The following is a 20388-nucleotide window of genomic DNA, read 5'->3' as shown; positions in this document are numbered from 1 at the left end:
GTTGGGAGGTCTTGAGAAATCTTTTTGCGACACTTAAAAATCGTCAAGAGAGTATAGTTGTTGTGCGCTTGGGTGCGGAACGTATTGCGAACCTTTCTGGAAAAATTGCGGTTGTGGGGATGGGTTGCGCTAGGCTCTTAGCCAATAGTGTTCAATGTTGAACTATGCTTGCCCCACTGCATGTAGAAGAATTGCTCAATTCGGCTCGGGTAGCGATCGCCAATGGGTTAGCGGTGCCTGAGATTGCTTCCGATCTGGCGGAGTATGGATATATGGAGGTGCGGATTGGGGAAGGACAGGTGCTGCTGTACGATGCGGCGTTGGCGGCTCAACAACGGCAGCAGGTGGAGTTTAGCGAGCAGATTGGGGCGACGGAGCGGCTGAATGGGGCGATCGAGGCGGATGCGGAGCAGGAAAAGGAGAAGTCTGAGGCGCAGCAGGCGACGCGGGAACGGGATGCGGCGGTGGATGCGTTGGATGAGTGGCTAAAGACCGCCTCCTCAGCGCCCTCGAATCCGGCGGCTCCGAACTCCTCAAAACCCTCTTCACCAACAATCCCTTCGTCAGCATTCCCCTCGAAACTGTACGCGGTTGGCTAAAACCTTAGCGCAGAGCCGTGGAATGATTCATTCAAGGCAAGCCTTCCAATCCAGACCGGACCCATCGCTGACCACAAAAAACGGATTGAGCAAATTCTCTTTGTTATACCGCAGAGCAACCCCCTCCATATTCGTCACAGCCCCCCCCGCCTGCACCACCACCGCATGAGCCGCCGCCGTATCCCATTCCATCGTCGGACCAAAGCGGGGATACAACTGCGCCTCCCCCGAGGCCACCAAACACAACTTCAACGAGCTCCCCGCCGACACCTTGGCGATCGCCCCATTCGCCGCCTCCAATCGGTCTAAAAACGCCACCGTCTCGGGACCGGCATGAGAGCGACTGGCCACCACCGCAATCGCCTCCAGCCCTGCATGGGTTTGAGTCACCTGCATCGGTTCCGCTACACCGCCGCCATTTTGCTGAAACGCCCCTTCCCCTTCAGCCCCCCAATAAGTCGTCGTGCGAGCAGGAGCGTGAACCACCCCCAAAACCGGCTGGCCGCTATCAACCAAAGCAATATTGACCGTAAACTCGCCATTGCGCTTGATAAACTCCTTCGTCCCGTCAATCGGGTCCACCAGCCAAAAACGAGACCAACCAGAGCGCTCTGGATAGGGAGTTTGCTTCGACTCTTCCGAGAGAATCGGAATCTCGGGGGCTAACTCCTGCAAACCCTTCACAATAATTTCGTTGGAGAGTAGATCGGCCTTGGTCAGGGGAGAGCGATCGTCTTTGTAAGTGGTCTCGAAATCTTCGTCATTGTTGTAGATAGCCATAATGGCGTCGCCAGCCTGCTTGGCAATCTCGACGACGCGGGGCAATAGGTCTTTTAGATCGCTCACTGCCGATTCTCCCTCGCGCATTGCATCGTATTAGTTTAGCTGCCGCTGTCGTTGCCCCTCAGCTCGATCGCAGGCCGTCCGAGCGAGGCAAACGCCTGCATCATAAGACAGTCTATCCCCCCTGCCGCAGCGAATTTACTGATGTCGAGCGTTCCAGCCGCTATGATAACTTCGCAGATTGAGTGGTGCAGAGGAATGCTGTATGGTTGCGATTTTGACAGTGCTGCTGGCGATCGCCGCCATTGCCCTGGCCTTTGAATGGCTCTACCGCCGTCGCGAGCCCGATGCCTTAGAAATCGAGCCGGAAGGATGGACCTGCGATCGCGCCAACCCCGATCGCTATCTGCTCGCAGGCAAGATGGTGGCTTACAACCGCAATCCAGTCTACGAAGTCACTCTGGCCGACATCGAACCCAACCTGGTGCTACTGGGTAGCGGCTCCACCGAGAGCATTCAATCGCACCTGAAACTGGTCAACCCCGAATTTCCCCGCTCGGACAACTATTGGAGTGCCACTTTGGTCGGTCCCAAAACAAAGCTGGCGATCGCCTTCGAGATCGAACTGGCTGGGGAGGCGATCGATCGCCTGCAAGTGGCTTGGCTGCAGTTAAAGTTCGTGCAATACGGCCGGCAACAGCGCATTTTCAAAACCGGTCACGCGATCGTCCCCCTCAGCGCTCCCCAACCCAGCAGCGAAAGCGATTGGCAGCAGCGGGATGGCGCTCTCGTATTGCCCGTGCGCACCCATTTGCTCAATTCGCAGGACACCCTCCCCGCCGTGTTCGAGCGCTACGCCAAGCCCTTTGCCAAGCCCACCGACTACCTCGTCCTCGCCGAAACCGCCACCGCCATTGTGGAGGGCAACTATCGCTATCCCGGCAATATCCAGCCGGGTTGGCTGGCTTGGCGGCTGTGTTTCTTCTTCCCCTCCAAAACCAGCCTGTGCAGTGCCTACGGCATGCAAACCCTGATTGATTCCTCTAATGCTTGGCAAGTGGCGATCGCCTTTATCCTCGGTGCTGCAGCCAAAGTACTGGGCAAGTCAGGTGTATTTTATGCCCTGGCTGGCTATCAAGCCGCGTTGATTGACGATGTCACCGGCACTATTCCTCCTTACGACCAATTTCTGGTGCTCGGACCGGCCCACCCCGATCGCACGGTGGCAGAGGTGAAGGCCCAAACGGGGATGGAAACGGCGATCGTCGATGCGAACGATTTGAAAGAAGTTAAGATACTGGCAGCCACAGATGGCATTGTGCCCGCTCGGCTGATCCGTGCTTTGCGGGAAAACCCGGCGGGCAACGCTGACGAACAAACACCGCTCTTGCTCGTTCGCCCTCAGAGCGACAACATCTGAGTCTCAGTACTTGAGTCTCAGTACGAGTTCGCTCTATTTGGACAATTTTCCGACTTCACTGGCACTATTGTTGTAAGCACGGGGCTCGGAGCGATCCGCGATTTCCGGGTGCCGGCCCCGTCTGCAATTGCCGTTCCGCACCCCCGAGCACAATAACCTTCGTTTCACTCACTGCTTTGAGAGGCTTTCGATCGTGACTGACGACTCTGCCACCGATATTGCTATCCGCCCCGTCCGTTTCAGCGATTTGGATGCAATTGAAGATCTGTTTGAAGAAGCTTTTGCCGACGAATACGGCAGCCGTTCGGTGGATATTGCCGGTCAAATTCGCCGCATTCGCCGTTGGTACGGTCCCCTTAAAGCCCTCAGCCTATTTCCCAACCGGTTTCAACACACCTTTAACGTACATGTGGCCGAGCGGGAGGGCGATATCCTCGGCATGATTCAGGTGTCGCCGTTCAACCGCAACCGCACCACTTGGCGCATCGATCACATTGCTGTATCGAGCCGCGCCCAACGGCAGGGCATTGGCTCGCAGTTGTTGCGCCACTGTGCCGAACAGTTTCGCGAAGCCCGCACCTGGATGTTAGAGGTCAACATCCACAACAAAGGGGCAATGGCCCTTTACCGCTGCAACGGCTTTCAGCAGCTCGCTCAACTCACCTATTGGTCCCTCGATCCTGCCAAACTGGTGGAGCTGGCCGAAGAAAAGATTTCGCCCCTCAATCTCAAGCCCGTCAGCAATAGCGATTCCTATTTGCTATACCAGCTAGACACTGCTTCGATGCCGCCACAGGTCCGCCAAATTTACGATCGCGATGTCAGCGATTTCAAACAAACGCTGTTCGATCGCTCCATCGACAATCTCAAGCAATCGGTTAGTAACACCGAACGGGTACAAGCCTATGTCTTCGAAGCCGATCGCAAATGCGCCATCGGCTACTTCAACCTCAAGCTCGCCCATACGGGCAATCAACCCCACGTCGCTCAATTGACCGTGCATCCGGCCTATACCTGGCTGTACCCGGAGTTGATTGGCAAGATGGCCCGACTGACGCAGCAATGCCAGCCACAATCGCTTTATTTGGCCTCTGCAGATTACCAGCCCGAGCGAGAGCAGTGTCTCTTGCAGATTGGTGCAACGGATATGGAGCGGACACTACTCATGTCGCGTTCGGTGTTTCACAAAGTGCGGGAGAGTCGCCTCAATCTCGAAAGTCTGCAGCAACTCAATAGTGTCTTGCGGGGGCTTCAGGTCAAACAACCCCTACCCGAGCGCATCGATCGCCTCTCCCTCGACGACAGCCAAACACCCCCCGATTCTCGCCAGTCTTAGAACAGAACCGCCTGTCTATCCCCCGATGCGGAAACTCTATCTGCAAATTGCGCGATCGCGCATCTATTGTCGAGTAGCCGATTTCTGTTGGGTAAGCTCTGCTTATCCTGGTGTCCCGAGAGATCGTAATGGTCAAAGTCTTACTCGTTGAAGACGATCCGTTAAATGCCCGCGTGTTTGCCACCATTTTGAAGAAGCGGGGTGGCTTTGAGGTGGTGCAAAGTCAGGATGTAGTAGAGATTTTAGAGATTGTGGCAGGCGGCGAAATTTCTGCGGTGTTGATGGATGTATCGCTGTCTCAAAGTACCTACAAAGGGGAGTCGGTGGATGGCATTCGGATTACGCAATTGTTGAAGCAAAACCCGCAATCGCAGTCAGTGCCAGTCATTTTGGTAACGGCTCACGCCATGCGAGGCGATCGCGAGCTGTTTTTACGCGAGAGTGGCGCAGAGGGCTATATCGCCAAGCCTGTGGTGGATCAGCAGGCGTTGGTACAAAAGGTAGAACAGTTGGCTCGAGCGTCGATCTCTTGAGCGATCGCCTCTCTCGAATTGCCTCAATCTTGTAAAATCGCTTCAATCTCGCGGCAAGCCCGTGAGCGGATCGAGTGTGGCATCGAGCTTGGGTTTGACCTGCTCCAGCTTTGCGAGGATGTCCCCAGTGCTGGCCCCCAACTGTTGGCCCACTTCAACAATCGCGTCAACTTCTTCCTGGCTGAGATCGCAATCGCAGTTGCCCACTCCAATACAAATTGAAATCAACAGATCGCTATCTCGCTTGTTATCGGGCAGCTTGTCAATGGCTTCGAGAACTTCAGCTTTTCCAGACGTTGGATTGTCTTGCAAACTCCGCACGTATCGCAGAAAAATATCGCTGGCCTCGTGGGGCTCGAAAATGTTTAGCTTGCTCAGGTTTTCGAGACAAAAGTCTTTGATGGACAGTTCTCTTGGGGCAATCGTGCCATCAGACCAGGCGACAAGCGCACTGGCAGCCATTGCTGCCTCCATCATGACCTCCGGGGTACTCCCGCCAGAATGCAGAGCGTTTGGCGGGGAGGGGGATAGGATAGGTAAACGCAGGGCGGTTGGACTACCGCTCTCTGGCTGTGGAGGCTTATCCGCTGGGATGCCTGTGAAACAGCAACTCTCATTCGTGAGTCTGAGAAGCTCCTGCTAGACCCGTAGGGTTAGCGGTGAGAGTAGTCACGAAAGCCCTATCTTCTGCCAACTCGCTTTCACTCGATCGCTTAACCATCGAACGATATCCAGTCATAAAAGCTTATTCTAAACCCCGACCTCAAATCCTCTCAATGCCCCATATGGTTTCCCCCAAGCCAAAATGGGGTGGTGTCGTTAGGGCTGAGCTCACTCCATGCTGGACTTACCTTCTTTTATGTGGTTGTGGCAGATTGCCGCTTGGTCCATGGGTCTGACAATTGCGCTCGTGCTTTGTTTGGCCGTTCTGGGTTGGACGATGCGTCGCCAACGCCTGCAATACCAAGTCGCCCCAGCCACAGGATCTCAATTGCGGAGGCTCCAGAGTCTGCGTCGCCTGCACTACCGTCTGGGCATTCTGCTGGGGCTGACCGTTTTAGAACTACTGGCGATCGGGCTTATTGGCACCCTGGGACACTATGGCAGGCTCGGCCAATCCCAACACCTACCGGCTGGCCTCGCGGTCGTCAGTCTGACAGTGCTATCCGTTTGGTCTGGCCCCAAAATTCATCCCCTCCGACCCTGGGCGCGATCGGTGCATCTCGCGGCGAATGGCTCGCTCGTGCTGGCCTTAAGCTGGGTCTCCTGGACGGGCTGGATTGCAGTTCAAAAGTATTTACCCTAGTCCAGCAGTTGTCTCAATAGGACAAGTCACCCGGGTCAAACTTTTGACAACCCAGGTGACTTGAATGCCCTCGCTCAAGCCATTGTATGTGAATGTGGCACGCAAGCATTAATCCTGGATTAATCCGGTGTTAATGATGGTGATGGTGGTGCTTCCCAGAACTGTGAGAGTGACCGTTGGCATGGTGATGGTGGTGATGGTGGCCGTTGCCCGAAAGCAGTTTATGGAGATCGAGATTGCGATTGGGCGTCGGGGGCTTGCTGGCAAGCGACGGGGTTGCGGCGGTTTGAGCAGCCCGTTCCACTCCCAGTAGCTCGGCGGCCAGCGGATCGATCCAATCGGCTGCCACCTGCAAAAACGCCGGATCGTCATTCAAACAATCGAGATGGAGACATTCAGCCCGAGACTGAAACTTTTTGATGGCATAACCCACATCCAGCATTGTCTCGTGGTTCTCGGTGGCAAAACCGATGGGGGCAAACACGAGCGCTTTTGCTCCAGTGGTTAAGAGATTGGTGGCGGCTTGTTCCATATCGGGGATAGTCCACTTGCCGGGGGTATCGTGATTCATCCAGCCGATGGACACGAGCGGATAGCGGTGGATGAGGCGATCGCGAATGCTGCTGTACAGCGCTTCACTTTCGCGAATGCCACTTTCGAACCCTTTGGAATCTAGCGGACAGCCGTGGTTGAGCAAGATGATGCCGATTTGGGAGCGGGCATAGTTTCCCTGCAGATCTTCGAGACGCGCTTCAATGCGCTCGGCCATGCACTGGTGGTATTCGGGGCGATCGAAAAAGCTGGGCAAGTAACGCAGGTCTTCAATCCAGTCGTGGTCGCTGCCCAAGGCTTCGTTGATTTGCTGCAGGGCCAAGCCGCTGGTGTAGACCGAATCCACCACCAGTAGGGGATAAATTAGCAGGCGATCGTATCCTTGCTCGCGAATCTGCTGCAGCACTTGATGGGGCAGGAAGGGCTCGCAAAAGTTAAAGGCTTTGAACACTGCCACGCGATCGCCGTATCGCTCCTGCAGCACTTGTTCTAGCCCAGTTCGCTGGGCTTCGAAAATTTCGTTGTGGGGAGAGTGATAGTGGCTTTGTTGACTCCACTCGCGGCGATCGGTAAATTCCAATGCTTTCGCCAGCCAGGGGATGGAAAACTCGGGAAATTTAATGAATTTAGACGCGAGTAAGCGCAGTGCCCGCTCGTTGTAGTCCGCAAACTCCTCGTAATTTTCAACTTCGCCGTATCCACACAGTAGAACGGCTACCTTTGCAATACCTGTCATACACAATCAAAGCAACCCTACCTGCATGGCAAGGTTGCTAGCCTCCAGGTGAAATTTCAAGTTCGACGTCCGCCGTGCAACCTTCCGAGCGCTTTGGAACCCTTGGGATTGGGACCGAGCGGAAGTGACTGACAGCGAACTTCGCCCATCGTAATAGCTGCGATCGCCGGTTGGCGGATGTTCTCAGAAAGTTTTCCGCTTGCTCTTCGGCAGATGTGTTGCAGTCACGGGGGCTAGCGAGCGCGATTCTAAAAGCCAATGGGGAAAACCCCCAGCAAATCGGGGGTTTGCTCGATTTCTGTGGCGGCGATCGCTTGCATCGCTACCGCTGGCTGTCTAGAACTGATGTTGAATTTTAGAACAATCCGAGTTGAGACAAGATACCCTGGCCAGTCAGGAATTCTGTTGCAAGACCGATGACGAACCCTAACATGGCTAACCGACCGTTGAATTTCTCGGCATAGTCGGTGAAACCAAGTTTGGGTCGAGAGAGACCTAAATTGGCCTCTCGTTGCTGGCGTTCTCGGACGGCTTGAGTAATATTCATATCTGAGTTCCTCTCCTTCAATCGTGAATCTAGGTTTGCAGCGTTGCAATTGGCTAGCTAACGCCAAACGCGGTGAGCAACAAAGTAGTGACTAGCAAGATAGCGACAGCACCTTGCAGGGCATAGGTCTGTTGTTCGGCTTTGGTCGGATAGGTGGCAACGTATGCTGCAGGCATATCGGCATAGTTGTTGGTGACACCGGTTTCATCGACACGATACATAATGGGCTCCGAAGAAATGTAACCTTATGTAAATTAATGTAAATTAAACTTGACGAGATTGCAAGTGCTCTTTCCCGGGACTGAGCAAAACCGCAGTCTTGGGCCTCACGATCGCTAGGCCAATCTTGCTTCCTCGCGCTAACTTATCTTTAGTGCTCGGACTCTCTCGATCGATCTATGACTTTTTCGCCAGTCTGGGCTGCGCTGATGCTTTGTACAGTTTGTCCTTTGCTCGGAGGACTGCCCGCGATCGCCTGGATTGTGCGGGGATTGGGGGGCAAGCAGTTATCCGATCTGGGTACTGGCAATATCAGCGTCTCCGCAGCTTTTTACCACGGTGGGACTGGGCTAGGGCTATTAGCGGTGCTCTCCGAGGCTGTAAAAGGAATTGGGGCAGTGCTCTTGGCTCGTTTCCTGTTGCCCGACCTGCCCGCTTGGGAAGCGATCGCTCTGATTGCCCTGGTACTGGGTCGCTATGTCGCAACCCGAGGCGCAGGTACGACCAATGTGGTTTGGGGATATATCGTCCACGATTGGATCGCGGCCCTGCTTATTTTTGGGGTTGCCGGTATCAGCTTTGGATTCGTGCGACGACGACACCTAGTCCGCTGGGGAGTGTTAGGTCTATTGCCAGTGGTGGAAGCCTTACGCCATCCCCAGAGTCCGGCTAGGGTTGCTGCAGTCATTGGCCTCAGTCTCGCGATCGCTTGGATCTATCGTCAAATCCCCGACGATCTAGCTCTGTCCCCAGTCCGAGGCAACTCGAGCTCCCGCAAGATGTTCCGCTATCTGAGAGGTCGCGATGTGATTGGGTCTCTAGACAATCGTCCCAGCGTCGAGCGCATGGGCCAAAAAGCAGCCACTCTGGCCCAGTTGAAACAATGGGGCTACCCTATTCCTTCCGGCTGGATTTTGCCGAGCGGGGCTAGTGCTGGATCGCTTTTGAGCCACATGCAAGCCGCTGAAGACTCTCCTTGGAGCCACACATGGGTGGTGCGTTCTTCAGCCCTGGGGGAGGATCGAATCGATGCTTCCGCTGCGGGGCAATACCGATCCGTCTCGAATGTTGCCAACCCAACCGACCTAGAGCAGGCAATTCTTCAATGTCGGGCTTCTTATCATCGGGCCGGGGCCACACAATATCGCCGCGATCGCAAGCTGAGCGATCGGGGAGGCATGGCCTTGTTGGTGCAGCGGCAAGTGCAAGGGGTTTATGCCGGGGTTGCCTTTAGCCGCGATCCGATCGGTCAGGGTGATGGCGTTTTGGTTGAAGCCTTAGCGGGGGGTGCAGAGCAAGTGGTGTCGGGCCGAGTCACCCCGGAACAATACCGGATCGAAGTGCAAGATCGAGCCCTAGAAGAATTAAGTCCGATAGAGGTGACCGAAGTTGAGCCAGATTTAAAGCTAGATGGCTCCGTCCCCCTGTCGTTGGTGCAACGGGTGGCTGACTTGGCGCGGCATTTGGAGCTGCGTTACCACGGCATTCCTCAGGATATCGAGTGGAGTTTCGATGGCCGCAAACTTTGGCTGTTGCAAGCTCGTCCCATCACCACCCTGACGCCGATTTGGACCCGTAAAATAGCGGCGGAAGTGATTCCGGGGGCAATTCGTCCCCTGACCTGGTCGCTCAATCGGCCCTTGACCTGTGGGGTCTGGGGGAAGATTTTTACGATCGTTCTGGGTCAACGGACCCAAGGCTTAGACTTTGGCGAAACGGCTACCTTGCACTATTCCCAGGCTTATTTCAATGCAACCCTGCTAGGGCAAATTTTTCGACGCATGGGGTTGCCTGCCGAAAGCTTGGAGTTTCTCACCCGTGGGGCTAAGTTCGGCAAACCTCCACTGTCGAGCACTCTGAGAAATTTACCCGGACTGGGGCGGTTGCTGGGTCGAGAGTGGAGCTTAATGCAAGATTTCGAGCGGGACAATGCGCAACAGTTCGATCCCATCTCGACCCAACTCAAGCGGCGATCGCCAGCTCAACTCTCCAGCCTCGAACTCCTAGAGCGGATTGAAGTACTCCTGGCTCAGCTCGAACGAGCCACCTACTACAGCATCCTCGCCCCCTTGAGTTTTGCCTTGCGGCAGACCCTACTCAAAGTCCCCGATACCGTTCTGGACCAAAACCAACTGCCAGAAGTGGCTTCTTTGCGAGCGATCCAAAACTTAGCGCAATCGGCTCGCCAGCGCTGGCCCCACCTCGCAGCTCTGTCCGTGGAGGACGAAGACCCTTCAGAGCCCTCAGCCCTGTTTGATGCCATAGGCCAAGATCCCGATGGCCAGAAGCTGCTGGCCGAACTGGATCGAATTGTCGATCGTTATGGTTATCTCAGCGAAGTGGGTACCGATATTGCCGTTCCCACTTGGCGCGAAGATCCCCAGCCCGTGCAGGCGCTCTTTACCCAGTTCTTTTTACATCCGCCACAAGCAGGTTCTCCTGCCTCAACCTCTGCGTCCACCTCCAGTCCAGTGCCGAGCGATACAGATAGGCAGCGATCCGGCTGGCGACGAAATCTAGTACAGCAACGCCTGAGCTTGAAAGGTCGCGTGGCCACGGTTTATTTAAAGTTGTTGGCAGAGTTGCGTTGGAGCTCGGTAGCCCTAGAAGCCCTCGCGATCGAGCGGGGCTTATTAAGTCAACCTGGAGATTTGTTCTTTCTGACCTATGAGGAACTGCGTCGCTGGATGACTGAACCGGCGCAAGCCTCGGCGCAGGAGATGCAATGCTTAGTGACCGAGCGACGAGCCCAATTCGAGCGAGACCGAGCTAAGACTTCAATTCCATTCATTATCTATGGCAACAATCCTCCCTCCGACTTCATTCCTAGTGTCAATCCCAGTCGTGGTTCGGGAATTTGGCAAGGCATTGGGGCCAGTGTGGGTCAGGTGCAAGGCCAGGTCAAAGTGTTTCGCACCCTCCAAACTGCCACCCCAATTCCCCCCAATACGATTGTGGTGGTGCCTTATACCGATGCGGGCTGGGCACCGATTTTGGCTCGGGCAGCAGGTTTAGTGGCGGAAGTGGGGGGACGGCTATCCCACGGCGCGATCGTGGCTCGCGAATACAACATTCCGGCGGTGATGGATATTGCCCATGCCACTCAACTGTTCGAAGATGGCCAAACCATTCGGATTGATGGCCGCACTGGCACTGTAGAACTGTTGGAGTAAGGCAGGAATCTCGCGCTTTCTGTCAGGATGTCAGGCAAGGATCGAGCTCCAGACACACTGCCTTGAAAGATATCCTCGTCAAGAACATCTATCGGCATCTGGGTGTGTCAACGGTGAAGTCATGCTGGAATAAGCGCGGAGATATCCTCTGGGCGTAATCGCATATCCCTCGCAAACAAACGTGTTGCTGTTGCCGATGAGAACGGTTGACAGCATATCGACAACAGCGACATCGAAATCCGTTAGTGTCGTGATTTGAATGGATTCGTCAGACCGATAGGCAGCCCGGACAATCGCTACCGGGGTCGCGGGAGAGCGATGGCGTAGAAAAATATCGCGGGCGGTGGCAATTCCTCGGGTGCGGGTTTGCGATCGCGGATTGTAGAGGGCCACAACAAAATCTGCCGCCGCCGCCGCTTCTAGACGCCGTTCGATAACCGGCCAGGGGGTGAGCAAATCTGACAGCGAAATGGCACAAAAGTCGTGCATCAAGGGAGCGCCAACGCGAGCCGCCGCCGCCTGCAGGGCAGTAATGCCAGGGACAACTTCCACCTGGGGCGAGCGACCGTCCCAACCCGTTTGGGCCAAGCGCTCCAGCACTAAACCCGCCATGCCGTAAATGCCGCAATCTCCTGACGAGAGCACGGCAACTGACAGGCCCCGTCGAGCCAAAGCGATCGCGCCATCGGCCCGCTGCACCTCCTGCGTTATCGGACTGGCACAGACAATCTGTTGGGGGCGCAGCAGGGGGGAAACGAGATCGAGATACAGTTGGTAGCCCACCACAGCATCGGCCCGCACGATCGCCTGACGAGCTGCAGGGGTCAAGCAATCGAGCGATCCAGGACCAATCCCCACTAGCCGTAACTGACCCAATCGCGGCGAATATTCGCACTCGGCCCGAGCGATCGCCACCGTGCAAGCTCCCGCATCGGGAACCCGCAACACCTGTTTGGGGGCCACTAGGCGATCGCTCTCGGCCGCCAGCAACGCCGCTGCTTCTGCCACCGAGGGCGTTCCCACCGCCCGCTCCACAACAGGGGAGGGATTGGGTACGGTAGCTCGGGCCAGCTCGGCAGCCTCAAACCAGCGCAGGGGCCACTGATATTGGCGAGCAACAGCCAATAAACCCGCTTCATCCGCCTTCAGAGCAATCGAGGCCAGTCCCGCCACCGCTGCGCGAGCCAACCCCAGTTCCGCAAGGCGATCGGCGATCGCCCGCTCGATCGTGGCCGCAGCAGTCCCCCGCTCGCAGCCTACCCCCAGCCACAACGTCCGAGGATGCCAACAGGCATAGGGCTGCGGCAAGTCTGCAGGGGGACGGCGATCGGAGATCCAAAGGGTGGCTCGGATCGGAATCTCGTCGCTCAGTTCGGACACCTCCCAAACCAACGGATGGCGATCGGGCAATTGCTGCTGCCACATTGTCCAGCCGCAGGTTTGCCGCACGGCGATCGCCCCTGCCCCTGCTGCCGCTCGCACCGCTGCACTTGCCACCCCCAGCCAATCCCCTGCTCCCCGCTGCCAGCCAAAGGACTTTCCCAACGTATCGAGGGCCGGCAACTGATGCACTTCGGAGGCCGAGGAAATAACGGGCGTGGCCTCTAACAATGCTGCCACCTCGCGGGTGAGGCGATCGCCTCCAGCCCCGTGACCGCCAGACAGCGAAATGGCAAACTTCGCCCCCTCGTCTACCACCACTACTGCCGGATCGGTACTTTTATCGGCTAGGTAGGGAGCAATCAAACGAACGACTGCCCCAGTCGCCAGCACGAACACTAGCGCCTCTGCTTCTTGCCAGACCTGCTGTACGACTGCTGCGAGCGATCCAGTATATGTGCGAACCCTCTCAAGCTCTGCCGACTCGCTCTCGGAGCTGGCTTTAGTCCACACCACAGCCTCTGCCAATCCAGCTTGCAATTGCTGGGCGATCGCGCAGGCAGTGGGGGTGGGAGCGAGGATAGCAATGGGTCTGGCAGCAGGCCGACGGACATCCGCCCGGAAATTCGAGATACTCATTCAGAGGGACTGGTGTTTGACAGAAATAGCCGGAGAGACTTGATGGAAAGGGTACTCGAACCAGAACTAATGGATGACTGGGAGCAAGCGCATGCTTACCACAAGGCTGATTTCGAGCGATCGCACGGCCAAAGAGTCGAGCTGGTGCGATCTTTCTTTCCATCCTTGCGGCTAACGGGCACGGTGCTGGATCTAGGCTGCGGCTCGGGAGATGTGTTATTCCGATTCGCCAGAGCTTACCCCAAGGCCAGTTTTCTCGGAGTGGACGGCTCTCAACCGATGATAGACCTGGCCCGCAAAGAGATCGAGACCCATCCCGAGCTCAACTCGCATGTAGATTTCTTAGTGACGACCCTCCCGAGTGACGCGATCCCCCAGCAACCCTACGACCTAGTAATGTCTCACAGCCTCTTGCACCACCTTCACAATCCAGTGGTGCTGTGGGACTGTATCGAGAGCCTTGCGGTGCTTGGAACGAAGATCTGTGTTGTCGATCTCAAACGCCCGGAGTCTGCAGAGACCGCGCGCGCGATCGTCGATGCATTGGCAATAGGGGAACCGGAAATTCTGCGTCGGGATTTCTTTAATTCATTGTGCGCAGCCTTCACCGCTGCTGAAGTGGAGGAGCAACTGCAAGGCACTGGAATCAGCGGGTTGTCGGTTCGGGAGGTGGGAGATATGTACCTGGCGATCTACGGCGAGCGAGCAATTGAGTGAGCTGGATGGCTCGCCCACATTCTGCAGAATTCAATGAGTTACAGGATGAGACCGATGGCCCCATCCTGTTTGGGTTTCCCCATCCAGAGGATGGGGCCAGATATTGACCGAGTTAGGCGATCGCCGCGAAGTAGTCTTTGGACTCAGTGGGGGTGGGCTTCATGGTTGCTTCCCCAGGCTGCCAGTTGGCGGGGCAGACTTCGTCGGGGTGAGACTGAATGTACTGAATTGCCTGCAGGACGCGCTTGGTTTCGTCAACGCTGCGGCCAAAGCCGAGGTTGTTGATAGTGGCGTACTGAACGACCCCTTCGGGATCGATGATGAACAGGCCGCGCAGGGCGACGCCTTCATCAGTCAAAACGCCGTAAGCGGTGCTGAGTTCTTTCTTCAGGTCGGAGACCAGCGGATAGTTTACATCGCCCACGCCACCCGCTTTGCGATCGGTTTGCACCCAAGCGAGGTGAGAGAATTCACTGTCTACAGAAACCCCCAGGATCTGGGTGTTCAGAGCAGAGAACTCGCCAGCGCGATCGCTAAACGAGGTAATCTCAGTGGGGCAAACAAAGGTGAAGTCGAGGGGATAGAAGAATAGGATGACGTACTTGCCGCGATACTGCGACAGACTGATGGTCTCAAAATCCTGATCGATGACAGCGGTTGCCTTAAAGTCGGGGGCGGGGGTGCCAATCTTCAGGGGAGTGACTTCGCTCATGGAGATATCTCCTCGAAAAAATCTTTAACGAGTGTCAGCATATCATACTCGTAACGACTTTGACTAAGGATGTGCAAAAAGCTGAGATCGGGACTGGGAGCTTTGGGCTGAGAAGGGTTTTGCGATCGCCTCCTCGAACCGCCAAGCGGTACTTCTCGCCCGTAAAGGTTTTCCCTCTTGCCGCAGTTACGTTAGACTTGTTAACCGAAATGCATCGCAGCGAATGGGCAGGTCTGCCCCCTACCTGTGACTGAGCGATCGCGATTCGGACCTCTGACAAGCTTTAGCTGGGTACGCATTCACCGATATGGACGGTAGATGCCAGTTGAAGCCGAGCTCTGACGATAGGCGCTGGGTCGCGGCTCTGCTCTCAAACACCTGCCATGCGAGGATTTTATGGTTACTACTGCTCCAACTGCCGTCGATAACGACGTCAAAGATTTGAGTTTGGCCCCTCAGGGCAAACAGCGGATTGAGTGGGCGGCACGCGAAATGCCCGTACTGGCTCAAATTCGCGATCGCTTTGCGGCTGAAAAACCCTTACAGGGGATTCGGCTATCCGCTTGCTGCCACGTCACCACCGAAACCGCCAATTTGGCGATCGCCCTGCAAGCGGGGGGAGCTGACGCTGTTCTGATTGCCAGCAACCCGCTTTCTACACAAGACGATGTCGCCGCCTGCTTGGCGGCCGACTACGGCATTCCCGTCTACGCCCAAAAGGGTGAAGACAATGCCATGTATCGCCGCCACGTCCAGATCGCTTTGGACCACAAGCCCAACATCATCATTGATGACGGCAGCGACGTTACCGCCACTCTCATCTCCGAGCGCCAAGACCAAATTGGCGACATCATCGGTACCACCGAAGAAACGACAACGGGCATCGTGCGCCTGCAGGCAATGTTTAACGACGGCGTACTCACCTTTCCCGCAGTCAATGTGAACGACGCAGACACCAAGCACTTTTTCGACAACCGCTATGGTACCGGTCAATCCACCCTCGACGGTATTATTCGCGCCACCAATATTCTATTGGCGGGTAAGACCATTGTGGTGGTGGGTTATGGCTGGTGCGGCAAGGGCACGGCACTGCGGGCTCGCGGCATGGGCGGCAATATTATCGTCACCGAAATCAATCCGGTGCGCGCGATTGAAGCGGTGATGGATGGGTTCCGCGTCATGCCCATGTCGGCAGCGGCGGCGCAAGGGGATATTTTCATTACGGTGACCGGCAACAAGCACGTGATTCGGGCCGAGCACTTCGCCGTGATGCGGGATGGGGCGATCGTCTGCAACTCCGGTCACTTCGACATTGAAATCGATCTGGAGTCTCTCGGTGCTGAAGCGGTTGAGGTAAGGGATGCCCGCAATTTCGTGCAGGAGTACAAACTCAAGAGCGGCAAATCCATTGTCGTGCTGGGGGAAGGTCGTTTGATCAACCTGGCGGCAGCTGAGGGGCATCCCAGCGCGGTGATGGATATGAGCTTTGCCAACCAAGCGCTGGCTTGCGAATATTTGGTGAAGAATAAAGGCCAGCTACAGCCCGGTTTGCTGTCTGTTCCCACCGAGGTGGATCGAGAGATTGCTCGCCTGAAGTTAGCTGCGATGGGTATCGAAATCGATCGCCTTACTGCCGAGCAGATTGAGTACCTCAGCTCCTGGACTGTGGGCACCTAATTTCTCCTGACAGCCTGATTTGCTGTCTGTTGAGACAGTTCTTTTCAGCCCTTCGATCGGCGATCGGAGGGCTATCTTGCTGGCCTGTCGAGCTCTGACAGAAGGTTGGGTCTACCCCCTGTTAAGGTGGCTCATTCCTGGATCTAATTGCAGCCACAAGCCATGCTTGCCAAGGAGTTCAGCCTGTTGGTTTCTCTCAAAGCACACAACTCCATGAAAAAAGAGCACGAGATATAAAGAGTTCAGCGAGAATGCCTGAGGATTTATACCTATTGATATTGAAGGCTTCTGGAATCGGGCTCATCGGTTCTGACTATGCTATTTTTGACGCAAAGTACCAACAAAGCAGAGCTCTGGTTTTGAAGTTTTCAAAGTTTCTAAAGCCATAGCCCAATCTCTTAATCAGTTTAAGCTTGTTGTTGATTCCTTCAACTATACCGCTGCTTGTTTTCTGGTCAAAGTAACCACAGATCTCTCCACACCATCTCACAATCGTCCCATAACTTTCAGGAAAATATTCCTTTGATTTCTTTAGCCAAAAGATTAGCTTATATGAGCCATCCAACCAATTATCAAAGTCATCAAAAACGCTTCTAAACTCCTCTTTAAGTTCATGCATTTTTCCTAAAACAGGTACTTCTTTCGCTAGATTCAACAACTTTTCATGCTGCTCTGAATTTAAATTCTCTTCATTCTTTAATAAAACATATTTTGTTTTATTGATTGCTTCTAGCTTTTCCTCCCTTTCTGCTTTGCTCTCAATCTTTCCCGCAGCTTTCTTCTCTTTTCTTCTCTCTTTGTCTAGCTCTTCGTTGACTATCTTCATTATATGAAACCTATCTGCCACCACTGTCGCATTTGGCATCATTTCTTCAACTAGATCCCGGTATGGCCTCCACAGATCGATACTGGCTTCCACAATTCTACTCAACACCTCTTCTCCCCATCCAGTAAAGACTTGACGCAATTCCTCTTGACGACGTGACTCTAGCAACATGAGTGGCTTCCTAAGATCTAGGTCCACTAAGACAGCACAATAGTTACCCTGTCCTTTGACTAATGAAATCTCATCGATTCCTAACCTCTTTAATCCTTCTGGTACTTCTTGAATTAATTGCTCGCCCAATTCATTGAGAATTGTTTGGATCTCATCATCACTTAGATCGTTGCGTTCTGCCACACTCCGGATATCACTATCCAAAACCTGACCAATGATTGCTCTGGCTAAGCGCTTTGTATAAGTTCTATTCTTGTCAACATGCTCTAGCACTTCACTGAATGGCTTTCCACAATTCTTACGCTTAAATTGACGGCGATTGATTCGTAGATAAACAGATTGTCCACTCATTGGCAAGTCTCTAACTAAGTACCGGTGATTTTGGTGCAGTCTTCGACTCGTCTGACCGCAATGAGGACAAATGGCTTGTCGACTTTCTGACTCTAGTTCCAAGAAGATGCCGATACCTTCAAGAGTTTGATATCCTGTGACCCGAGACCCAGGCAGATCCAATGTCTCTGTGAGTAGTTTTTGACAGGCTGTGGCGAGCATATTATGATCTTCTAAAGGTGATATCTAATTATCATTCAGATATTTATATGATTCAATCTCTTGTAATCCATGCTCAGTAAGAGCTCTGGCCTCGGAATAGAAGTTTTGATTTTAGTAGATTTGTTCTTTTTGCCTTGTTTGGCATAGCAGGACCGGAAGAGCCGGGTTTCTAACAAAAGGCATGACAACATGTTTGAAAGGCATGATTGACACCTTGTTACAAGCTTTTCCTGATTATACCGAGTTGGAGCAGTGATGGTTGCAAAGACTAACCAGAGCCAAAAGCCCTAAATCTGGCTGGGAAAGCTACGTATTGAGAGCTACTTCCGCTAGACTGACGGTCGGACAGAGCAACAGAGGGAAGACGCTAGTGCCCAGATGGGATGTTTTGGTGGTGGGGGGTGGCGCGATTGGGATGGCGATCGCCTTCGAGCTGGCGCTAGCGGGTCGGCAGGTTGCAATCGCGGATCGCGATCGCTTTGGCCGGCAGGCCAGTTGGGCCGCAGCAGGTATGTTGGCTCCTAGAGCTGAAGCCCTTCCCCTCGGTCCTATGCTCGATTTGTGTTTGCACAGCCTCGCCCTCTATGCCGATTGGAGCGCCAAACTGGAGCAAATCTCCGGCATAGACACTGGCTATTGGCCCTGTGGAATTTTGTTGCCGCAAGCGCAGCCTCCCCTCAATGGCCCCGCTCCTGATTGGCTGACGAGAGACGCCCTCGATCGCCGACAGCCGGGATTGGGCGATCGCATCTGCGGGGCCACTTGGCTGCCGCAAGAAGGGCAGGTGGACAACCGTCAACTGGTGCAGTCTCTGCGGGCGGCGCTACTGCAGGTGGGAGTCACCGCGCTTGCCCATGCCGAAGTCGAAGATTGGATCGTGGAGGGCGATCGCGTGGCGGCCGTGCAAACTCCGCGCGGTCGCTTGGAAGCGGATATCTTCGTGGCGGCGGCGGGAGCCTTTTCGGGACAACTGCTGCCATTGCCGGTGCGGCCGCTTAAAGGGCAGATGTTACAGGTTTTCGACCCCAAGCGGCGGTTGCAACACATTCTGTTTGGGGAGGGCATTTACATCGTGCCCCGCCGAGATGGCCGGATTGCGATCGGAGCCACGATGGAAGAAGTGGGCTTCGAACCGGGCAATACCGCAGGCGGCATTCAACAATTGTTGAACGATGCCATCGCCCTCTTTCCCCCCGTTGCCGAAATGCCCCTGCAAGCACAATGGTGGGGCTATCGACCTGCCACCCCCGACGAACTCCCTATTTTGGGGCGGGGACCGCAGCAGAATCTCTATTTGGCGACGGGACATCACCGCAACGGGATTTTATTGACGCCTGCAACTGCAGAGGCGATCGCCCAGCTCGTACTTACAGGGGTCAGTCATCGCCCCCTAGAGCCCTTCAGTTGGCGGCGATTTGCCAGCTCCCCCGCCGCGAGTTTGTGCTAGGAGTGGAATGCCCTGACATTCTAGAGGCAAGAACTGTGGTTCGCGTATTAGTTCCTTTGCCAGACGGTTTTGAAGAAATCGAAGCTATCTCGATTATCGATATTCTGCGTCGTGCCGAGATCGATGTGGTGGTGGCGGGCCTCTCCCAACCGGGCGCTGCGGTCACCGGCAGCCACCAAATTCCCGTGCTGCCCGACACCACGCTGGACGAAACTTGGAGCGAGACGCTGGCCAGCTCGTTCGATGCCCTCGTCATCCCCGGCGGTCCTGGCGTCAAAGCGTTGTTAGACAACCCCAAAATTGGGCAACTCGCCCGCCAATTTAGCCAAGCCCGCAAATGCACCGCTGCCATCTGCGCAGCCCCATTGGTCCTTTCCCAGGCTGGATTGCTGCACGATCGCACCGCCACCAGCTTCCCCTCCACCCAAGACCAAATGGAGGTGGCTGATTACAGCCAAGAGCGTGTTGTGGTGGATGGTCACATCGTCACCAGTCGCGGTGCTGGAACTGCGGTTGAATTCGCACTACAGGTGGTGGCCGAATTGAGGGGCCCGACAAAAGCGGCTGAAGTGAGTGCAGCCATCGTGTCTACTTGGCTCCCCCAGGCGATCGCGACTCCGCAATCCACTCGTTCGAGCACCTGCGGTGCAAATGCAGGATGATGGCGCGAACAATCCCAAAATTGAGGCTAGAGCTACGAGCTCTTTGGCCTGCATTCGACTAGCGCTTTCTCCATCGGCGTCAATCGAATGCCATTCTCGGTCTGTTCTGCAGCCAGTCTGCGAAATCCCATCTTTTTCGTAAAATTGAACCGAATTAGGAGAAGCGTTCACACTGAGGGCATGACTGCCGCGAGCCCAAACTACTCGCTCGATACCAGTCAATAGCGATCGCCCAATGCCTGCAAGCCGATTTTGGGGCGAGACAAAGAGCATGGCCAACGTCAGTTCGACAGACGTCTGGCCCCCATCCCCTAGCCCCTACCCCCAAAATTGATGCTGCTGGCGAAATTCATATTCCGAAACATTGGCCATTTGTCTAGATGCCTGTGGCCCCCTTCCCC

The 20388-nt window shown here is 55.0% G+C and carries 21 protein-coding genes and 1 pseudogene; 12 read left to right on the top strand and 10 right to left on the bottom strand.

The features are described 5' to 3' along the window. The first annotated feature begins 164 nt into the window (after positions 1-164). Positions 165-599: a hypothetical protein gene (locus SYN7336_RS14515; protein ID WP_017326677.1), complete on the top strand. Its 435-nt coding sequence runs from the start codon at positions 165-167 to the stop codon at positions 597-599. A 27-nt stretch (positions 600-626) separates the two neighbouring features. On the opposite strand, the gene cysQ is transcribed toward SYN7336_RS14515, so the two are convergent. Beyond that, positions 627-1445 carry a 3'(2'),5'-bisphosphate nucleotidase CysQ gene (gene cysQ / locus SYN7336_RS14510; protein WP_202951109.1) on the bottom strand — a complete coding sequence of 273 codons (819 nt, stop codon included), beginning with the start codon at positions 1443-1445 and terminating at the stop codon, positions 627-629. A gap of 20 nt (positions 1446-1465) precedes the next feature. On the opposite strand from cysQ, the gene SYN7336_RS30940 reads away from it, so the two are divergent. The 4 genes from SYN7336_RS30940 (at position 1466) to SYN7336_RS14490 (ending at position 4671) form a co-directional block, all read left to right on the top strand. Further along, on the top strand, positions 1466-1627 hold the full coding sequence (locus tag SYN7336_RS30940) for a hypothetical protein (protein WP_017326675.1): 162 nt from the start codon (positions 1466-1468) through the stop codon (positions 1625-1627). A gap of 20 nt (positions 1628-1647) precedes the next feature. Next, positions 1648-2802: a hypothetical protein gene (locus SYN7336_RS14500; RefSeq protein ID WP_017326674.1), complete on the top strand. Its 1155-nt coding sequence runs from the start codon at positions 1648-1650 to the stop codon at positions 2800-2802. A gap of 193 nt (positions 2803-2995) precedes the next feature. Continuing rightward, positions 2996-4138, top strand: coding sequence for a GNAT family N-acetyltransferase (locus SYN7336_RS14495; protein WP_017326673.1), 1143 nt, complete (start codon positions 2996-2998; stop codon positions 4136-4138). 128 nt (positions 4139-4266) lie between these two features. Next, positions 4267-4671 carry a response regulator gene (locus SYN7336_RS14490; RefSeq protein WP_017326672.1) on the top strand — a complete coding sequence of 135 codons (405 nt, stop codon included), beginning with the start codon at positions 4267-4269 and terminating at the stop codon, positions 4669-4671. 42 nt (positions 4672-4713) lie between these two features. Here SYN7336_RS14490 and SYN7336_RS14485 read toward each other — a convergent pair whose 3' ends face one another. Then, on the bottom strand, positions 4714-5133 hold the full coding sequence (locus tag SYN7336_RS14485) for a tellurite resistance TerB family protein (protein WP_162139109.1): 420 nt from the start codon (positions 5131-5133) through the stop codon (positions 4714-4716). A 376-nt stretch (positions 5134-5509) separates the two neighbouring features. On the opposite strand from SYN7336_RS14485, the gene SYN7336_RS14480 reads away from it, so the two are divergent. Further along, entirely contained in the window at positions 5510-5977 is a 468-nt protein-coding gene (locus tag SYN7336_RS14480; protein WP_017326670.1) for a DUF4079 domain-containing protein, read from the top strand. Between the two features lie 130 nt (positions 5978-6107). Here SYN7336_RS14480 and SYN7336_RS14475 read toward each other — a convergent pair whose 3' ends face one another. Beyond that, the gene (locus SYN7336_RS14475) at positions 6108-7265 is read right to left on the bottom strand and encodes a ferrochelatase (RefSeq protein ID WP_017326669.1); all 1158 of its coding nucleotides are present in this window, start codon (positions 7263-7265) and stop codon (positions 6108-6110) included. Between the two features lie 170 nt (positions 7266-7435). Here SYN7336_RS14475 and SYN7336_RS14470 point away from each other — a divergent pair, with 170 nt between their 5' ends. Beyond that, a complete protein-coding gene (locus SYN7336_RS14470) occupies positions 7436-7624 on the top strand; it encodes a hypothetical protein (protein ID WP_017326668.1) in 189 nt (62 codons plus the stop codon). Here the strand turns inward: SYN7336_RS14470 and SYN7336_RS14465 are convergent. Together SYN7336_RS14465 and psb34 are read right to left on the bottom strand one after the other, a co-directional pair. Beyond that, positions 7621-7812, bottom strand: a complete 192-nt coding sequence (locus SYN7336_RS14465; RefSeq protein ID WP_017326667.1) for a chlorophyll a/b-binding protein — start codon at positions 7810-7812, stop codon at positions 7621-7623. The two genes, SYN7336_RS14470 and SYN7336_RS14465, sit on opposite strands and share 4 nt — an antisense overlap. 53 nt (positions 7813-7865) lie before the next feature. Further along, complete coding sequence (gene psb34 / locus SYN7336_RS30935; RefSeq protein ID WP_017326666.1) at positions 7866-8033, bottom strand: photosystem II assembly protein Psb34; 168 nt, start codon at positions 8031-8033, stop codon at positions 7866-7868. A 177-nt stretch (positions 8034-8210) separates the two neighbouring features. Between psb34 and SYN7336_RS14455 the strand changes: the two genes are divergently transcribed. Continuing rightward, positions 8211-11204, top strand: a complete 2994-nt coding sequence (locus SYN7336_RS14455; protein WP_017326665.1) for a glycerol-3-phosphate acyltransferase — start codon at positions 8211-8213, stop codon at positions 11202-11204. Positions 11205-11282: 78 nt separating this feature from the next. Here the strand turns inward: SYN7336_RS14455 and cobJ are convergent, their stop codons facing one another. Then, the gene (gene cobJ, locus SYN7336_RS26015; protein WP_017326664.1) at positions 11283-13223 is read right to left on the bottom strand and encodes a precorrin-3B C(17)-methyltransferase; all 1941 of its coding nucleotides are present in this window, start codon (positions 13221-13223) and stop codon (positions 11283-11285) included. 69 nt (positions 13224-13292) lie between these two features. Between cobJ and SYN7336_RS14445 the strand changes: the two genes are divergently transcribed. Further along, positions 13293-13940: a trans-aconitate 2-methyltransferase gene (locus SYN7336_RS14445; protein WP_017326663.1), complete on the top strand. Its 648-nt coding sequence runs from the start codon at positions 13293-13295 to the stop codon at positions 13938-13940. Between the two features lie 112 nt (positions 13941-14052). Here SYN7336_RS14445 and SYN7336_RS14435 read toward each other — a convergent pair whose 3' ends face one another. Beyond that, positions 14053-14652 (bottom strand): peroxiredoxin, encoded by a 600-nt coding sequence (locus SYN7336_RS14435; RefSeq protein WP_017326661.1) that lies wholly within the window; start codon positions 14650-14652, stop codon positions 14053-14055. A gap of 396 nt (positions 14653-15048) precedes the next feature. Here SYN7336_RS14435 and ahcY point away from each other — a divergent pair, with 396 nt between their 5' ends. After that, positions 15049-16329, top strand: a complete 1281-nt coding sequence (gene ahcY / locus SYN7336_RS14430) for an adenosylhomocysteinase (RefSeq protein WP_017326660.1) — start codon at positions 15049-15051, stop codon at positions 16327-16329. 313 nt (positions 16330-16642) lie between these two features. Here the strand turns inward: ahcY and SYN7336_RS14425 are convergent, their stop codons facing one another. Beyond that, positions 16643-17878, bottom strand: a complete 1236-nt coding sequence (locus tag SYN7336_RS14425) for an ISL3 family transposase (RefSeq protein ID WP_026101016.1) — start codon at positions 17876-17878, stop codon at positions 16643-16645. Between the two features lie 370 nt (positions 17879-18248). Here SYN7336_RS14425 and thiO point away from each other — a divergent pair, with 370 nt between their 5' ends. Together thiO and SYN7336_RS26010 are read left to right on the top strand one after the other, a co-directional pair. After that, positions 18249-19325 carry a glycine oxidase ThiO gene (thiO, locus tag SYN7336_RS14420; protein ID WP_026101015.1) on the top strand — a complete coding sequence of 359 codons (1077 nt, stop codon included), beginning with the start codon at positions 18249-18251 and terminating at the stop codon, positions 19323-19325. Positions 19326-19360: 35 nt separating this feature from the next. Continuing rightward, positions 19361-19987, top strand: a complete 627-nt coding sequence (locus SYN7336_RS26010; RefSeq protein WP_083885896.1) for a DJ-1 family glyoxalase III — start codon at positions 19361-19363, stop codon at positions 19985-19987. A 32-nt stretch (positions 19988-20019) separates the two neighbouring features. Here the strand turns inward: SYN7336_RS26010 and SYN7336_RS33025 are convergent, their stop codons facing one another. Continuing rightward, positions 20020-20118 (bottom strand): hypothetical protein, encoded by a 99-nt coding sequence (locus SYN7336_RS33025; protein WP_369791860.1) that lies wholly within the window; start codon positions 20116-20118, stop codon positions 20020-20022. Positions 20119-20185: 67 nt separating this feature from the next. Next, positions 20186-20260, bottom strand: a pseudogene (locus SYN7336_RS33020) (hypothetical protein); the annotation flags it as partial. Positions 20261-20388 lie beyond the last annotated feature (128 nt).

Source organism: Synechococcus sp. PCC 7336 (assembly GCF_000332275.1).
In the GTDB taxonomy this organism is placed as follows: domain Bacteria; phylum Cyanobacteriota; class Cyanobacteriia; order Thermostichales; family PCC-7336; genus PCC-7336.
The sequence above is the reverse complement of the archived record's forward strand: the minus strand, read 5'-3'. Positions and strand labels throughout refer to the sequence as shown.